Source organism: Serratia sp. (in: enterobacteria) (genome assembly GCF_046715635.1).
In the GTDB taxonomy this organism is placed as follows: Bacteria; Pseudomonadota; Gammaproteobacteria; order Enterobacterales; family Enterobacteriaceae; genus Chania.
The window spans coordinates 1-15619 of record NZ_JBKJYW010000200.1; the positions used below are offsets into that span (position 1 = coordinate 1).

The 15619-nt window shown below is 53.9% G+C and carries 16 protein-coding genes and 1 other annotated feature; of the genes, 3 read left to right on the plus strand and 13 right to left on the minus strand.

Features of this window, described 5'->3' with window-relative positions:
* From btuE to thrS, 11 genes are all read right to left on the minus strand, one after another.
* Positions 1-430, minus strand: a 430-nt coding sequence (gene btuE / locus ACLQ7H_RS09925) for a glutathione peroxidase (RefSeq protein ID WP_411752511.1), incomplete at its 3' end; no start/stop codon positions are given.
* A gap of 70 nt (positions 431-500) precedes the next feature.
* Positions 501-1508, minus strand: coding sequence for a vitamin B12 ABC transporter permease BtuC (btuC, locus tag ACLQ7H_RS09930; RefSeq protein ID WP_411752512.1), 1008 nt, complete (start codon positions 1506-1508; stop codon positions 501-503).
* A gap of 176 nt (positions 1509-1684) precedes the next feature.
* On the minus strand, positions 1685-2116 hold the full coding sequence (locus tag ACLQ7H_RS09935) for a DUF2502 domain-containing protein (RefSeq protein ID WP_411752513.1): 432 nt from the start codon (positions 2114-2116) through the stop codon (positions 1685-1687).
* A 276-nt stretch (positions 2117-2392) separates the two neighbouring features.
* Entirely contained in the window at positions 2393-2689 is a 297-nt protein-coding gene (gene ihfA, locus ACLQ7H_RS09940) for an integration host factor subunit alpha (RefSeq protein WP_004943604.1), read from the minus strand.
* Positions 2690-2693: 4 nt separating this feature from the next.
* The gene (gene pheT, locus ACLQ7H_RS09945) at positions 2694-5081 is read right to left on the minus strand and encodes a phenylalanine--tRNA ligase subunit beta (RefSeq protein WP_411752514.1); all 2388 of its coding nucleotides are present in this window, start codon (positions 5079-5081) and stop codon (positions 2694-2696) included.
* Between the two features lie 14 nt (positions 5082-5095).
* Positions 5096-6079: a phenylalanine--tRNA ligase subunit alpha gene (gene pheS / locus ACLQ7H_RS09950; RefSeq protein ID WP_411752515.1), complete on the minus strand. Its 984-nt coding sequence runs from the start codon at positions 6077-6079 to the stop codon at positions 5096-5098.
* A gap of 139 nt (positions 6080-6218) precedes the next feature.
* Positions 6219-6343: a sequence feature (Phe leader region), on the minus strand.
* A complete protein-coding gene (pheM, locus tag ACLQ7H_RS09955; protein ID WP_121608962.1) occupies positions 6293-6337 on the minus strand; it encodes a pheST operon leader peptide PheM in 45 nt (14 codons plus the stop codon). Its footprint overlaps the feature before it by 45 nt.
* A 112-nt stretch (positions 6344-6455) precedes the next feature.
* On the minus strand, positions 6456-6812 hold the full coding sequence (gene rplT, locus ACLQ7H_RS09960; protein WP_004963673.1) for a 50S ribosomal protein L20: 357 nt from the start codon (positions 6810-6812) through the stop codon (positions 6456-6458).
* 43 nt (positions 6813-6855) lie between these two features.
* On the minus strand, positions 6856-7053 hold the full coding sequence (rpmI, locus tag ACLQ7H_RS09965; RefSeq protein ID WP_024485856.1) for a 50S ribosomal protein L35: 198 nt from the start codon (positions 7051-7053) through the stop codon (positions 6856-6858).
* 97 nt (positions 7054-7150) lie between these two features.
* Positions 7151-7702: a translation initiation factor IF-3 gene (infC, locus tag ACLQ7H_RS09970; RefSeq protein ID WP_071683678.1), complete on the minus strand. Its 552-nt coding sequence runs from the start codon at positions 7700-7702 to the stop codon at positions 7151-7153.
* Positions 7703-7705: 3 nt separating this feature from the next.
* On the minus strand, positions 7706-9634 hold the full coding sequence (gene thrS, locus ACLQ7H_RS09975) for a threonine--tRNA ligase (RefSeq protein WP_411752516.1): 1929 nt from the start codon (positions 9632-9634) through the stop codon (positions 7706-7708).
* A gap of 379 nt (positions 9635-10013) precedes the next feature.
* Between thrS and ACLQ7H_RS09980 the strand changes: the two genes are divergently transcribed.
* From ACLQ7H_RS09980 to ACLQ7H_RS09990, 3 genes are all read left to right on the plus strand, one after another.
* Positions 10014-10592, plus strand: coding sequence for a DUF2239 family protein (locus ACLQ7H_RS09980; protein ID WP_411752517.1), 579 nt, complete (start codon positions 10014-10016; stop codon positions 10590-10592).
* Positions 10593-10679: 87 nt separating this feature from the next.
* Complete coding sequence (locus tag ACLQ7H_RS09985) at positions 10680-12044, plus strand: MATE family efflux transporter (RefSeq protein WP_411752518.1); 1365 nt, start codon at positions 10680-10682, stop codon at positions 12042-12044.
* 69 nt (positions 12045-12113) lie between these two features.
* Complete coding sequence (locus ACLQ7H_RS09990) at positions 12114-12800, plus strand: MarC family NAAT transporter (RefSeq protein ID WP_411752519.1); 687 nt, start codon at positions 12114-12116, stop codon at positions 12798-12800.
* A gap of 37 nt (positions 12801-12837) precedes the next feature.
* Here the strand turns inward: ACLQ7H_RS09990 and ACLQ7H_RS09995 are convergent, their stop codons facing one another.
* On the minus strand, positions 12838-14121 hold the full coding sequence (locus tag ACLQ7H_RS09995) for an HAAAP family serine/threonine permease (RefSeq protein ID WP_411752520.1): 1284 nt from the start codon (positions 14119-14121) through the stop codon (positions 12838-12840).
* 230 nt (positions 14122-14351) lie between these two features.
* The gene (locus ACLQ7H_RS10000; protein ID WP_411752521.1) at positions 14352-15371 is read right to left on the minus strand and encodes a PHP domain-containing protein; all 1020 of its coding nucleotides are present in this window, start codon (positions 15369-15371) and stop codon (positions 14352-14354) included.
* Positions 15372-15619 lie beyond the last annotated feature (248 nt).

Here is a 15619-nt window from a genome sequence, read left to right on the forward strand (position 1 = left end):
GGATATCGCCGGTGTGCTTCGGCGCACGGCCTTTGCTGCTCATCCGCTCCAGGAAACCACTGCCTTCTGGTGCGACGGCCTGTGGCTGTGCGGCAATCAGTTCCCGATACAGCGAATGACGGCCCTCACCATTGACTTCAATTTTGGCAAACATCGGGAATTGGACGCCAAAGGTGCCACGGCAAAACGCCAGGATCTCTTCATTACTGCCCGGCTCCTGACCAAGAAACTCATTGGAGGGGAAACCCAACACCGCAAAACCCTGCTCACGCCAGGTTTCATAAAGCTTTTCCAGACCTTCGTATTGCTTGGTCAGGCCACATTCCGAAGCCACATTGACCACCAGCAGTACCTTGCCAGCATAGGCGTTCAGCGTGGTAGATTGGTTCTCAATGGTTTGCAGGGGAATGGCATAAATCGGGTTGCTCATCAGATATTATCCTTTGGTTTTATTTGCAGGTGATACAGAAAAACGCCGTCGGGCATGACCGGCAGCCGGTTTACCTTACGCTTTTTATCCGAGCCAGTAACCAGATAAAAAGGGGAGCGCCCAGCGTTGCGGTGACCACGCCGATGGGTAATTCCGCCGAAAACAGCGCAATCCGCGCCACCACATCTGCCACTAACAACACGCCCGCGCCCGCCAGCGCGCAGCCTGGCAACAGGTAACGTTGGTTGGTCAAACCGCTGAGACGCAAAATATGCGGGATCACCAAGCCGATAAAACCAATTACGCCCGCCAGAGCCACGCTGGTACCCACCAGCCAGCCAATGGCCAGCACCAGGAGATTACGCCATACGTGCAGGGAAAGGCCCAACTGCCGGGCCTGCATTTCGCCAAGCGCCATCAAGTTCAACGCCTTGCCCTGCGCGCATAGCCACAGCAGCACCGGCAACAGGGCTAATAACAGCCATTTCTGCCGCCAATCCACCCCGCCGAAACCGCCCATCATCCAGTACATTAGCTGCCGCAGATCGAGACTCGAACTGAAATACACCGCCCAAGTCATAATCGCGCTGCACACAATCCCCAGTGCTACCCCCACCAACAGCAAACGTGCGTTGCTCAACCGACGACGGCGGGCAAAAATCAGCAACAGGAAGGTCATCACCAGGGCACCTGCGATGGCGTTCATGCTCATCAGCGCTACCGGCAGCAGGCCGTTGCCGAATAGCACCGTCAGCACCAGCGCCACTCCGGCACCGTTGGATACGCCAAGCAGCCCCGGCTCCGCCAGTGGGTTCTCGAACAGGGCCTGCATCGCCGCTCCGGCCACCGCCAGGCTTGCCCCCACCAGCATCACTGCCAGCGCTCGTGGCAGGCGCAATTGCCAGACAAACAGCTGTGCGGGCTCACTCAACCACTGCGAAGGCCCGATCCACAAATCCCCGGCGCTCAGGCTGAAGGCAAACGCCAGCACGACGCCCAGCGTCAGCCAGGTCAAATAGCGTTTATCGCGGCGGTGTTGATGAAACTGTAATAAAGTGAAGGTCTGACTACTCGGCATAACTACACAACTTCCCTACTGGCCAGGATCACGGCCTGAAAATAACGTCTTGCAGCAAATAGTAGGAGGTTCGGGCGCTTAGGGGAAGGACTGAGTCATCGAATGGTTGGGAAAACAGCGGCTGGCACTGCCGGTCATCAAGGCGATGATGGCAATAACAGCCGCCGTGGAACTAGTTAACGCTGTGGGCCATTACCATTAGTTGGGTAAGGTTTCCCCCGCCCTTTGTCGTTATTGTTGTTGCCACGATCGTGATCGTTGCCACGGCCGCCATTGTCATGTTGGTTTTTCTGCGGATTGCTATTGTCATGGCGATCGCCGTGGAAAGGATTGCCGCCACGCTGTTCATTACCGCGTTCAGGAGCAGGTTGCCAGCGGCCACCGTCCCAATACAGACCACGGTCGTTACGCTCCCCGACGCCACGCCCCTGATGCTCATGCCACCACTGCGGTGGACGCCAGTCGTAGCCATCCCAGTAGTAACCCCGCTTATCCTGATCGCCAAGATGCAGCGAAACACCCGGTACGTTGATATCAATAGAGACGTCTGCCTGAGCCGCCATCGGCAGCAGCAGCGGTAAACACACCAGCAACAGGATCTTTTTCATTGAGCAATTTCCCTTTATTTAACGCTGGCACGGTTATATCAAGGCCATCCTGGCACGCCTATTGGTGCGAAGCCGATTTTCAGATCGTTTTCGCTCTCCTTACGCAATTCCTACACGGTTATATAGGTGAAGACGGGCGCAGCATGTGAACTGAACCCCTACTGGCGAGTCCGGTGATGGCAAGATTGTTGGGCAAACGGTTGAGGTGGGGTAATTGCGGTTGGTGCGCGCCCAAAGAAAAAGGCCGCTTGCGCGGCCTTTTTGGCGTTGTGTAACTTACTCTTTCGGGCTGGCGTTCTCCACCCGGCTTTTCAGTTTCTGTCCCGGACGGAAAGTGACCACGCGGCGCGCCGTAATCGGAATGTCCTCACCGGTTTTCGGGTTGCGTCCCGGACGTTGGTTCTTGTCTCGCAAATCAAAATTGCCAAAACCAGACAGCTTGACCTGTTCCCCATTCTCCAGAGCTCGACGGACCTCTTCAAAGAACAGTTCTACCAGGTCTTTGGCATCCCGTTTGCTAAGCCCAAGCTTCTCAAACAGGTGTTCTGACATTTCAGCTTTAGTAAGCGCCATAGGTTCAATCCCTCAAGGATGCTTGGAATCGCTGTTTTAGAGCCTCTACACATTTTGCAACGGTAGCGGCAATCTCCTCTTCTTCCAGTGTACGGGCGGTATCCTGCAACACCAGACTGATAGCCAGGCTCTTATAACCCTCAGCTACGCCCTTGCCACGGTACACATCAAACAAGTTTACGCCAACTACCTGATTTGCGCCAACTTTCTTACACTCTGCCAAAATATCTTCTGCGGCGACGTTTTCAGCCACTACAACGGCGATATCGCGGCGGTTTGCAGGGAAGCGAGAAACCTCACGGGCCTGAGGCACGGCGCGGCTTGCGAGCTTGTTCCACTCCAATTCAAATACCACAGTACGGCCGTTAAGATCCAGTTTACGTTCAAGTTCTGGGTGAACCACACCGATGAAACCGACACGCTCGCCGTGTAAATAAATGGCCGCACTTTGCCCAGGATGCAGGGCGGGATTGGACTCTGCCTTGAACTGAATTTCGGATAATTTACCGGTCAGCTCCAATACCGATTCCAGATCCCCTTTCAAATCATAGAAGTCCACCGGCTTTCTTGCCAGATCCCAATGCTCATCATGGGTATGCCCGGCAATCACGCCAGCCAGCATGACATCCTGACGGATACCCAGATTCGCCGCAGTATCAGGGACAAAGCGCAGCCCGCTTTCAAACAGGCGCACCCGCGTTTGCTGGCGATTCTGGTTATAAACCACCGCCGACAGCAGGCCAGTCCACAGTGACAGGCGCATCGCAGACATCTCTACCGAGATAGGGCTTGGCAGGATCAGAGCTTCTTCACCTGGGTGCAGCAACGCCTGCACTTTCGGGTCGACAAAACTGTAAGTAATTGCTTCCTGATAACCATGATCGACCAACATGGTCTTCACGCGCTTCAAAGTCAGATCGGATTCGCAGTGTTTGGTCATCACCAGATCGGCGCGCACTGGCACATCCGGGATATTGTTGTAGCCATAGACGCGGGCCACTTCTTCTACCAAATCTTCTTCGATTTCCATATCGAAACGCCAGCTTGGCGCCACCGCCAGCCAGTTGTCGCCCTGCTCGGTAACCTGGCAACCCAGGCGACGTAGAATATCGCTCACCTGCTCGCTTGGCACCACGTGGCCAATCAGACGGTCCAGCTTTTCACGGCGCAGCGTAATAGTGGCACGCTTAGGTAAGGTGTTCTCATCGCTAACGTCAATGATTGGGCCAGCCTGACCACCGCAGATGTCAATCAGCAGGCGTGTGGCACGCTCCATCGCTTTATGTTGCAGCGCTGGGTCTACACCACGCTCGTAACGATGTGAGGCATCGGTATGCAGGCCATGACGGCGAGCACGGCCAGTAATCGACAGTGGGCTGAAGAAGGCGCATTCCAGCAGCACATCCTGGGTTTCGTCATTCACGCCAGAGTGCTCACCACCAAAGATGCCGCCCATCGCCAGCGCTTTTTGCCGATCGGCAATCACCAGGGTGTCTGCCTGCAGTTTAGCTTCGTTGCCATCCAGCAGACGCAGGGTTTCACCTTCGTGGGCCATACGCACCACGATACCGCCCTCAATACGATTGAGATCGAAGGCGTGCATCGGCTGGCCCAGCTCCATCAGCACGTAGTTGGTCACGTCGACCACGGCATCAATCGAACGAATACCGGCACGGCGCAGCTTCTCACGCATCCACAGCGGTGAAGGTGCCTTCACGTTGATGCCTTTCACTACGCGGCCAAGGTAACGTGGGCAGGCCTGAGGGGCTTCTACACGGATTGGCAGAGTGTCGGTGATGGTGGCGGCAACCGGGCTCATATCCGGCTCGGTAAGCGGCAGTTGGTTCAGCACGGCAACGTCGCGGGCGACGCCAATGATACCCAGGCAATCGGCACGGTTTGGCGTGACGCTGATTTCGATCGCGCTATCGTTCAGTTGCAGATAGTCACGGATATCGGTGCCGATCGGCGCATCTTGCGGCAACTCAATGATGCCGTCATGATCGTCTGAAATCGCCAGTTCGGAGAACGAACACAGCATGCCTTCAGAAGGTTCGCCACGCAGCTTGGCGGCTTTGATTTTAAAGTCGCCCGGCAGCACGGCACCGACGGTAGCAACGGCCACTTTCAGGCCAGCACGGCAGTTTGGCGCACCACAAACGATGTCTAACAGACGTTCACCGCCCACGTCGACTTTGGTAACGCGCAGTTTGTCGGCGTTCGGGTGCTGACCGCACTCTACTACGTGGCCCACGACCACGCCGTTGAACACGCCAGCCACCGGCTCAACGCCGTCTACTTCCAGGCCAGCCATGGTGATTTGATCGGATAATGCTTCGCTGCTGATGGCCGGGTTTACCCACTCGCGCAACCAGAGTTCACTGAATTTCATGTGATATTCCCGCCTTACTTAAACTGTTTGAGGAAACGCAGATCGTTTTCGAAGAACGCACGCAGATCGGTAACGCCGTAACGCAGCATCGTCAGACGTTCCATACCCATACCAAAGGCAAAGCCGGAATAGATTTCCGGGTCGATACCTACGTTGCGCAGTACGTTCGGGTGCACCATGCCGCAACCCAACACTTCAAGCCACTTGCCGTTTTTGCCCATGACATCCACTTCGGCAGAAGGTTCGGTGAATGGGAAATAGGAAGGACGGAAACGAACCTGCAGGTCTTCTTCAAAGAAGTTGTTCAGGAAATCGTGCAGCGTCCCTTTCAGGTTGGTGAAGCTGATATCTTTGTCGACAATCAGCCCTTCCATCTGGTGGAACATCGGGGTATGCGTCTGATCGTAGTCGTTACGATACACGCGGCCCGGTGCGATGATGCGGATCGGTGGCTGCTGGTTCTTCATGGTGCGGATCTGCACGCCAGAGGTTTGGGTACGCAGCAGGCGCGTCGCGTCAAACCAGAAGGTATCGTGATCGGCACGGGCCGGGTGATGCCCTGGGATATTCAACGCGTCGAAGTTATGGTAATCGTCTTCGATTTCCGGGCCGGTCTCTACCGAGAAGCCCAGTTCGCCAAAGAAGGTTTCGATACGATCGATGGTGCGAGTGACCGGGTGCAGGCCACCGTTCTCCAGGCGACGCCCCGGCAGCGAGACGTCGAGGGTCTCCGCCGCCAGGCGGGCGTTCAGCACCGCAGACTCCAACGCGTTCTTACGCGCGTTCAGCGCATCCTGAACTTCCTGTTTTGCCTGGTTGATCACCGCCCCGGCTGCCGGGCGATCTTCCGCTGGCACTTCACGCAGGGACTGCATCTGTAAGGTAAAATGACCTTTCTTGCCAAAATATTCGACGCGTACCAAATCCAACGCGGCAACATCTTGGGCATCTTCTACGGCTGCCTTGGCGTTGGCAACCAGCTCTGCGAGATGTGACATTGCTTTCCTCTTCCTCTGGCCTTGTGGCCCTAAGTAATTGTTATCTATTATTCCAACACGCCTTTGGTTGATCTTCAAAGAATTTCATGCCGTAGCCAAGTAAGTGCCGCAGGCCTGAAAGGCGCAGAAGGTGGCCAAAAACAAAAAAGCCTCCACTTGGGAGGCTTAGGCGCTACTTTCCGTTTCTTTTCTTACGCGCAAAGCCTCCTGAAGTCAGGCGCTAAAGTAAAAAAAGAAGCGGAAAATAACAGCGTGCATGTTGGTGATACCTTGTCGATAGAGTGGCAACCAGTGTTAAAGCGCCAGCCAAAAAAGTCAATATCTGTATTGGGAACAAACAGTAAAAGAGGGAGCAAGCTCCCTCTTTTCAACTAGCTTACGCCAGTGCTGCTTTCGCTTTTTCAACCAGTGCGCCAAAGGCCACTTTGTCGAATACTGCGATGTCAGCCAGGATCTTACGGTCAATTTCAATAGACGCTTTTTTCAAGCCGTTAATGAATTTGCTGTAAGACAAGCCGTTCTGACGAGCAGCTGCGTTGATACGTGCAATCCACAGCTGACGGAACTGACGCTTACGTTGACGACGGTCACGGTAAGCATACTGACCTGCTTTGATTACTGCCTGGAAGGCAACACGATAAACGCGCGAACGGGCACCGTAGTAACCTTTCGCTTGTTTCAGTATTTTCTTGTGACGTGCGCGTGCAATTACACCACGTTTTACGCGAGCCATATGCTCTCTCCTAAAGTCTTATTCTAGATTCAAAAAAAGTGGCTTATGCGTACGGCAGGCACGCGATAACCAGGACCAGATCGTTTTTAGACACCATGCCTTTCGGACGCAGATGACGTTTACGCTTGGTTGCTTTTTTGGTCAGAATATGACGCAGGTTAGCATGTTTGCGCTTAAAACCACCGCTGCCGGTCTTTTTGAAGCGCTTGGCTGCACCACGTACAGTTTTAATCTTTGGCATGTTAATTAAATCCACTTCGCATTGTTAAACAACGAATCAGTGAGGCGAATAAAACCCACGCACGCTTGCACGGCGTGGGTTCGATTACTTGGAAGCCTTACTGTTTCTTCTTGGGTGCGAGCACCATAATCATCTGGCGGCCTTCGATCCTTGTTGGGAAGGATTCGACCACTGCCAGATCAATATCTTCACACAGGTCTTTACGAACGCGGTTAAGCACTTCCATACCGATCTGCTGGTGCGCCATTTCACGCCCACGGAAACGCAGGGTGATCTTGGCTTTATCGCCGTCTTCCAGAAAGCGAATCAGGTTGCGTAGTTTGACCTGATAGTCGCCATCATCGGTGCCAGGACGGAATTTGATTTCCTTAACCTGGATAACTTTTTGCTTCTTCTTCTGTTCTTTGGTCGACTTGCTCTTCTCGTAGAGGAATTTGCCGTAATCCATGATCCGGCAAACTGGCGGTTCGGCATTTGGGCTGATCTCTACTAAATCAACACCCGCTTCCTCAGCTTTTTCAAGAGCTTCATTCAGACTGACAATACCAATCTGCTCGCCATCGACGCCGGTTAGGCGAACTTCTTGCGCGCGAATTTCTTTGTTAATGCGATTTGGACGCGCCGGTTGAACTCGTTTTCCGCCTTTAATACTTTATTCCTCCAGTTGATGAAGACTTCGGCTGCGTATCTCATGTAGCAGCTTGTCTACGACTTCTTGTACGTCCAGGCTCCCCAGGTCTTTGCCACGGCGGGTACGAACGGCAACTTTGCCTGATTCGACCTCTTTATCACCGCACACCAACATGTATGGAACCCGTCGTAAAGTATGTTCGCGAATTTTAAAGCCAATCTTCTCGTTTCTCAAGTCCGCTTTTGCCCGAATGCCTGCATCTTGCAGTTTTTTGGTCAATTGCTGAACGTAATCAGACTGGCTGTCGGTGATATTCATCACCACTACCTGCACTGGAGCAATCCAGGTTGGGTAGAAACCGGCATATTCTTCGGTAAGGATACCGATGAAGCGCTCCATGGAGCCAAGAATAGCACGGTGGATCATTACCGGGACCACGCGTTCGTTGTTTTCGCCAACATACGACGCGCCTAAACGGCCCGGTAAGAAGAAATCGAGTTGCACGGTACCACATTGCCATGCGCGATCCAAACAATCATGCAAGGTAAATTCAATTTTTGGTCCGTAGAAAGCGCCCTCACCCGGCTGATATTCAAACGGAATCCCGTTTTCAGTCAGCGCAGCGGCCAGATCGTTTTCGGCTCGAGTCCACATTTCGTCAGTCCCGATGCGCTTCTCTGGACGGGTGGACAGTTTCACCACAATCTTTTCGAAGCCAAAGACACCGTACATATCGTAGACCATTTTGATGCAGTCGTTCACTTCGGAACGCACCTGATCTTCGGTACAGAAGATATGGGCATCGTCCTGAGTGAAGCCACGTACACGCATCAGACCATGCAGCGAACCGGATGGTTCGTTACGGTGGCAACTGCCGAACTCGCCCATACGCAGCGGCAGGTCACGGTAAGACTTCAGGCCCTGATTGAAGATCTGCACGTGGCCCGGGCAGTTCATCGGCTTGATGCAATATTCACGGTTCTCTGAAGAAGTGGTGAACATGGCGTCTTTGTAGTTTTCCCAGTGGCCGGTTTTTTCCCACAGCACACGGTCCATCATGAACGGCCCTTTCACTTCCTGATACTGGTGTTCTTTGAGCTTCATGCGCACAAAGGCTTCCAGTTCGCGGAAGATGGTCCAGCCGTCGTTATGCCAGAACACCATGCCAGGGGCTTCTTCCTGCATATGATACAGGTCGAGTTGCTTGCCGATCTTGCGGTGGTCACGCTTGGCCGCTTCTTCTAGGCGTTGCAGGTAGGCGTTCAGCTGCTTCTTGTCTGCCCAGGCAGTCCCGTAGACACGCTGCAGCATTTTGTTTTTGCTGTCGCCACGCCAGTAGGCACCGGAGGTTTTCTGCAGTTTGAAGTGGTGGCAGAAACGCATATTCGGCACGTGCGGGCCACGGCACATATCCACGTATTCTTCGTGATGATACAGGCCAGGTTGGTCGTCATGGCTGATATTTTCATCCAGAATCGCTACCTTGTAGCTTTCGCCACGGGCTGCGAAGGTGTCGCGGGCTTCTTGCCAGCTCACTTTTTTCTTGATGACGTCATAATCTTTGTCGGCCAATTCATGCATCCGCTTCTCCAGCAGATCCAGATCTTCCTGCGTCAGGGTATGGTCGAGGTCAACGTCATAATAGAAACCGTTGTCGATCACCGGGCCAATCGCCATTTTGGTGTCTGGCCACAGCTGCTTGATCGCATGACCCAGCAGGTGCGCACAAGAGTGGCGCATGATTTCCAGGCCTTCGGCATCTTTGATGGTGATGATGGCCAATTGTGCATCGGATTCGATGGCATCGTTGGCATCGACCAGTTCACCGTTAACGCGGCCGGCGATACAGGCTTTGGCTAGGCCAGGGCCAATATCACGGGCAACATCCAGCGGGGAAACGGCATGGTCGTATTGACGCTGACTTCCGTCAGGAAGAGTAATAACAGGCATTCATAATCCCTTATCTACAGTGGTGACCCACACGACAGATCACATATAGAAATACAATATTGTTTACTTACATGATGTTATCTACGCTATTCAGCTTCACTCTGCCAAATATGTACACTCATATGTACACAATTCAAAATGTACCCATGGTGTGACGTGATAACGGACTGACCATTCTAACATCATGGGTTATGCGACTTCTACCCGTTACTTAATGAACAACTCACACCACCAGATCGTCAAACTCACATAGTCACCTTGCTGAGGCATAGGCAGATAGTCATGCGGGTAACCTACAATAGAATTGATCGCGCTTGACTTACTACGATGACTCAGCCAAATTACCCGGGTAAAACAATTTAATCCGGGTATAAAGCAGATGAAAACCATCAATAGGCCAAGCTGCACCGCCTTCTTGCAGCACCAACGAGTGGCTACCGGGTCTTATGCCGAAGTCGCTCAGGCGCTTGCTGCGTTGGATCTTACTGCCGGGGGGCTGTTAGTGTTTGATGACGCCACCGGCTCCCAGGTGGATTACCCTTGGCCGGCAGGCTACGTTTGGCCTCAGCCTGATGGCGGTGTCGCTGAGCTTGACGCAGAACCGGCAGCCCAACCCTCGGTTGGTCGGCCCAAGCTCGGTGTGGTAGCCCGTGAAGTGACCCTCCTGCCCCGTCATTGGGAATGGCTGGCGCAACAGCGTGGTGGAGCTTCTGCGGCGCTGCGTCGTCTGGTTGATGAAGCCCGGCGTACTACGGTCGAGCAGGATAATGAACGCCGCATCAAAGAGAACAGCTACCGCTTTATGAGCGCCATCGCCGGTGCTTTGCCGGGCTATGAGGAAGCCACGCGCGCGCTGTTTGGCCACGACGGCAAGCTGTTTGCCGAGCGCATTACGCACTGGCCTGCAGATATCCAGGCGCATCTGGCCTGGATGACTCGCGATGCGTTCTCCCGGTGATATAACCCGGGCCCAACTACAATAACGCTATCTATGAGTACCATTAGTGCTCTTTACAGGCCCTTCAGGCGCAGGAAAAACAATTAAATGCAAACCCGTCCGCAGCATAAGCAGCCACCGCTTTGGCGCATCTATCTGATCTTTTTGGTGCCCATGGTGCTGTCCAACTTCCTGCAAGGATTTTCAGGCACGCTGAACGGCATCTATATCGGCCAGATGCTCGGCACTCATGCGTTGGCCGCCATCTCCGGTATGTTCCCGGTGGTGTTCTTCTTTATTTCATTGGTGATTGGCGTAGGTGCCGGTGCTTCAGTGCTGATTGGGCAGGCATGGGGAGCGAATGAACCAGAGAAAGTCAAAACCATCGCCGGTACGGCCTTGATGCTGGGTGTGACGCTTGGCTTGCTGGCGGCGGTATTTGGCAGTCTGTTTGCCCGCCAGGCGCTACAAGCACTAGGCACGCCAGCAGACGTGCTGGAAGAGGCCGTCTCTTATGCCCGCATCATGATGCTGATTATGCCATTGCTGCTGGTATTTATCTTGTTCACCCAGTTGCTGCGCGGCGTCAGTGACACGGTCTCGCCACTCTTGGCCCTGCTGCTGTCTACCATCGTCGGCTTGTTGCTCACCCCGGCCCTGATCCGTGGCTGGCTGGGCTTTGCCCCCATGGGTATACAGAGCGCCGCCCTGGCGGGTATGGTCGGTAACGCACTGGCGATGGTGTATCTGACATTGCGCCTGCGCCGCAAAAAACACGTACTGGCACCCGACCGGGCGATGCTGGCCGCCCTCAAGCTGGATACGGTGGTGTTACGCAAAGTGTTACGTATTGGCCTACCTACCGGTTTGCAAATGGTGGTAATTTCTCTCTCTGAACTGATCATCCTGACGCTGGTCAACCGCCACGGCTCGGATGCCACGGCAGCCTATGGCGCGGTGACGCAGATCGTTAACTATGTGCAATTCCCTGCCCTGTCGATTGCCATCACCGCCTCTATTTTAGGTGCTCAGGCCATCGGTGCGGGCAAAACCGAACGCATTGCCCCCATCTTGCGTACCGGGTTGTATATCAACCTATGGCTGACCGGTTCGTTGATTGTTCTGGTCTACCTGCTGTCACATTGGCTGCTGGGCTTGTTCCTGACCAGCCCGGTAGTATTGGCAGAAGCTGAACATTTACTGCATATCATGCTGTGGAGCATGTTGGTGTTTGGTTTCCAGGCGATTGTCGGCGGCATCATGCGCGCCAGCGGCGTGGTATTGGTACCGGTGACGATCTCCATTCTCTGCATCGTGGCCGTACAGTTGCCAGCGGCCTATCTGCTCAGCAATCACTTCGGATTAGAGGGGGTATGGATGGCGTTCCCTATCGCCTATTTGACAATGCTGGCATTGCAGACAACGTTTTATAGGTTGGTATGGCGGCACAGAAAAATTGAGCGTCTGGTCTGACGCGGGTCACAATACTTTTTGGGCGTAGTGACTGCGCCCCCATTTCATTCTCTTGCTGGGGTTTGTTTTATGTCGAGTATTCTGCAGTTGTTTCAGGCCATAGGGCTGGGGATAGCCCTACTATTGCCACTGGCCAACCCACTCACCACCGTGGCACTGCTGCTTGGTCTGTCGGGAAATATGACCAACGAAGAGCGCAACCATCAGTCGCTGATGGCTTCAGTCTACGTGTTCTGCATCATGACGGTCGCATTCTATGCCGGCCAGTTGGTCATGAACACCTTTGGGATCTCCATCCCCGGCCTACGGATCGCCGGTGGTTTGATTGTCGCCTTCATCGGTTTTCGCATGTTATTCCCACAGCAAAGTGCCGATGAAGCACCGGAGGTCGAAACCAAAAGCAGAGAACTGCACAAGAAAACCTCGGCCAACATCGCCTTTGTACCGCTGGCCATGCCAAGTACGGCTGGGCCGGGTACTATCGCCATGATCATCAGCACCGCATCCAGCGTCAAAGAAAATACGCTGGGCTTTGCCCACTGGGTGCTGCTGGCCGCACCGGTGGCCATTTTCCTGTCGATAGCGATCATTCTGTGGGTCTGTTTACGCAGCTCCACGGCGATCATGAAACTGGTTGGTGAAAGCGGTATCGAGGCTATCTCCCGCCTGATGGGCTTCCTGCTGGTGTGTATGGGCGTGCAGTTTATTATCAACGGCGTGTTGGAATTGATCTCTACCTACGTGCCCGTGACCTGAACCAACCGGCCCCGCTGTTGCGGGGCCAATTTAATCTCTATGCCAAACCGTAAACCAAAGCGGAAAGCGCAATCAGCCCCATCACCAGCACAAAGCCATTACTCAAGGCGCGATAACGGCGCATAGCCGGAACCGCGCGTACCGCATACATTGGCAGAATAAACAGGATCACCGCAATCAGCGGGCCGCTGATGGTTTCAATGATATGCAAAGCGCTCGGATTCCAGACGGTGGCCGCCCAGGTCAGCAAGAACAGCGTCACGCCGGAAATACGGTGGGTTGTCACGGCACTGAGCGGCTTGCCAACGGCGCGTGTTAGCCCATCGATCAGGCTGGTTGCACCTTCGGTTACGCCTAATGAAGTCCCAAGATAGGATTTTGCCATCGCCAACATCGCCATCACCGGACCAAGATAGGCAATCAGCGGATTGGAAAACTTGTTGGCCAAGGTGGTCAGTACCGTGATGTTCTGCGCTTTCGCCTGTTCCATCTCCTGGTGCGAAAGGCTCAGCACGCAGCTGAACACAAAGAACAGCACTGTGACGCAAATCAGCAGGTAGCTGTAACGCATAATCCGCGCACAACGGCGCTCGGCCTTGTCGCCGTATAAGCTGTTCTGGGTGGAGGCGAACGAAGAAATGATCGGCGCATGGCTAAAGGAAAATACCATCACCGGGACCGCCAACCATAGCGAGTGCCACAGGTCGGGGCTGTCAAATTGCGTGTTGGCCAAGCCACTAACAAAGTTCTCGGTCTGCCAGGTAGGTACCAGATACAGAGAAATCCCCATCAGAAACACCAGCAATGGGAATACCAGAACGCCCATTGCGGCCACGATCGTATCCTTGCCGCGCAGCAACACCAGATTGAGCACCACCACCACCGCCAAACTCAGCCAGATGCGGGGTACCGGGGCGAAGCCAAATTGGTGAGTCAGGAAGCTGTCCAACGCGTTGGTGATGGAAATACTGTAGACCAGCACGATGGGGAAAAACGCCATCAGGTACAGCACCATAATGATCTTGCCAGCTACCACACCGAAATGCTCAACCACCACGTCCTGAATATTACCATCGCGGCTGGAGCCGGAAAGGACAAAGCGGGTTAACGCCAGATGGGGTAAATAGGTCAGAGGGAAAGCGAACAGAGCCATCAAGAGCAGCACCAGCGGGCCATTCAGACCGGCATTGATCGGCAGGAACAGGGTGCCGGCTCCCACGGCCGTAGCGTATAGCCCGAACATCCAGACGGTGTCGGTTTTATTCCATTTGGCAGGTTGGGCAATGGCCAACGCGCCATGATCGGGAGAAATCGTACTCATGAGACAGCTTACCTTAATCTGCAGCGCCAACGAATGCGCCCGACGGAAACTCCCTTCTCCGTAGAATGTTTATATAAAACAGGATATTAATGGCGAGAGAAATTCACCTACCTGATAAAAGGACGGCAAAGGATAAAGAAAATCTCTGGAATGGTCTATATTTCGGCGGTTAACTGCGCGCTTCGTGAGCAGCCGATGCCGCTCACGAGCCATTCGGATTGAAACTATGCCTAGGCGCTGGCGGCAGCGACAAACCGGCGTATTTCGCCTAGATGCTGCGGGCCATAAGCGCATTGCCCTACTTCTATTTTTGGCTTATTACGCCCGTGGAAATCGCTGCCGCAGGTAACAAACGCCGAACGGCCAACGGTAAACTCATACAGCTGGCTGGCCAATTCAGGTGAATGATAGCTTGAGAACACCTCTACCCCCATCACGCCAATCTTCAACATTTCATCGATGACTTGGGTTGGGTCCTGTTTAACGTTGGCACCGATATGCGCCAGGATCGGTATTCCCCCGTTATGGCGGATCACCTCCACCATGCGGCTCATGGCGGGATAGGTAACCGGCATATAGCACACCTTCCCTGGACCAAAGAAGTCCCAGTAGAAGTTGATTAACGGCATATCAGCCCTTTCACCACCGGGGCGATAAGGCATCAGCAACGGATGCCCATCGTTACGTGGATCTTCGAGTATCACCTCGCCCATCTGCTCTTCCTGCGGGATAGCGCCACCGCAGACCTGCTCCAGGCGTTGTTCATCCAGATGGAATTTCAACCCGCGCAGCTTGGCAAACTTTTGTGGCGTCAGTTCCCGTTGAATGGCGCTGAAATTGTTATAGATCTCCACAAAGTCATTGCTGGGGGTAAAACCGTAGCCCAACAGGTGGAAGTTACGGCCTGCAAAGGTGCAGTCGATCTCGATACCGGACAGGACATTGAGGCAGGACGATGCCAGTGCCTTGGCCTCCGGCACCGAATTGGCATTATTATGGTCGGTCACCGCTAACGTACTGATGCCGTTGGCCAGGCAGCGTGCGATCACCGTTTCAACCGGGAAGTCTGCATCATCGCTGTAGTTGGAGTGCATATGCAGGTCGATTTTTTCCATGGCAATGTCCTTTGGCGAATGCTCAATAATCAGACCATAGTAAAGCAGCGGCTGAATGCATACAGCAGATTTGACGCTTTTTATCGGCAGGATCACAAAAGCGTGGGTCTGCTCACGGGCGCTACGCAGGATCAACCGTCAGGATATTCCTAATCTCGTTAGATCGGTGCCGAGCCGCATGAACGCCTGCGCGCAGAACTGACTATAATCTCCCTGAAGGGTTCTCAACATTTTCACATTGGTTACCGCCGCTCAAAATAGCTGGGCCTGATGGTACAGCAGATGGCGAGCGGTTGTTTAGCCTCCTATGCAATCTCCTTTGAAGGTATGTTTATGCTTAGCAAAAAAGTTGCCGCAGCAATGGCTTTGACCTTGTTAACCAG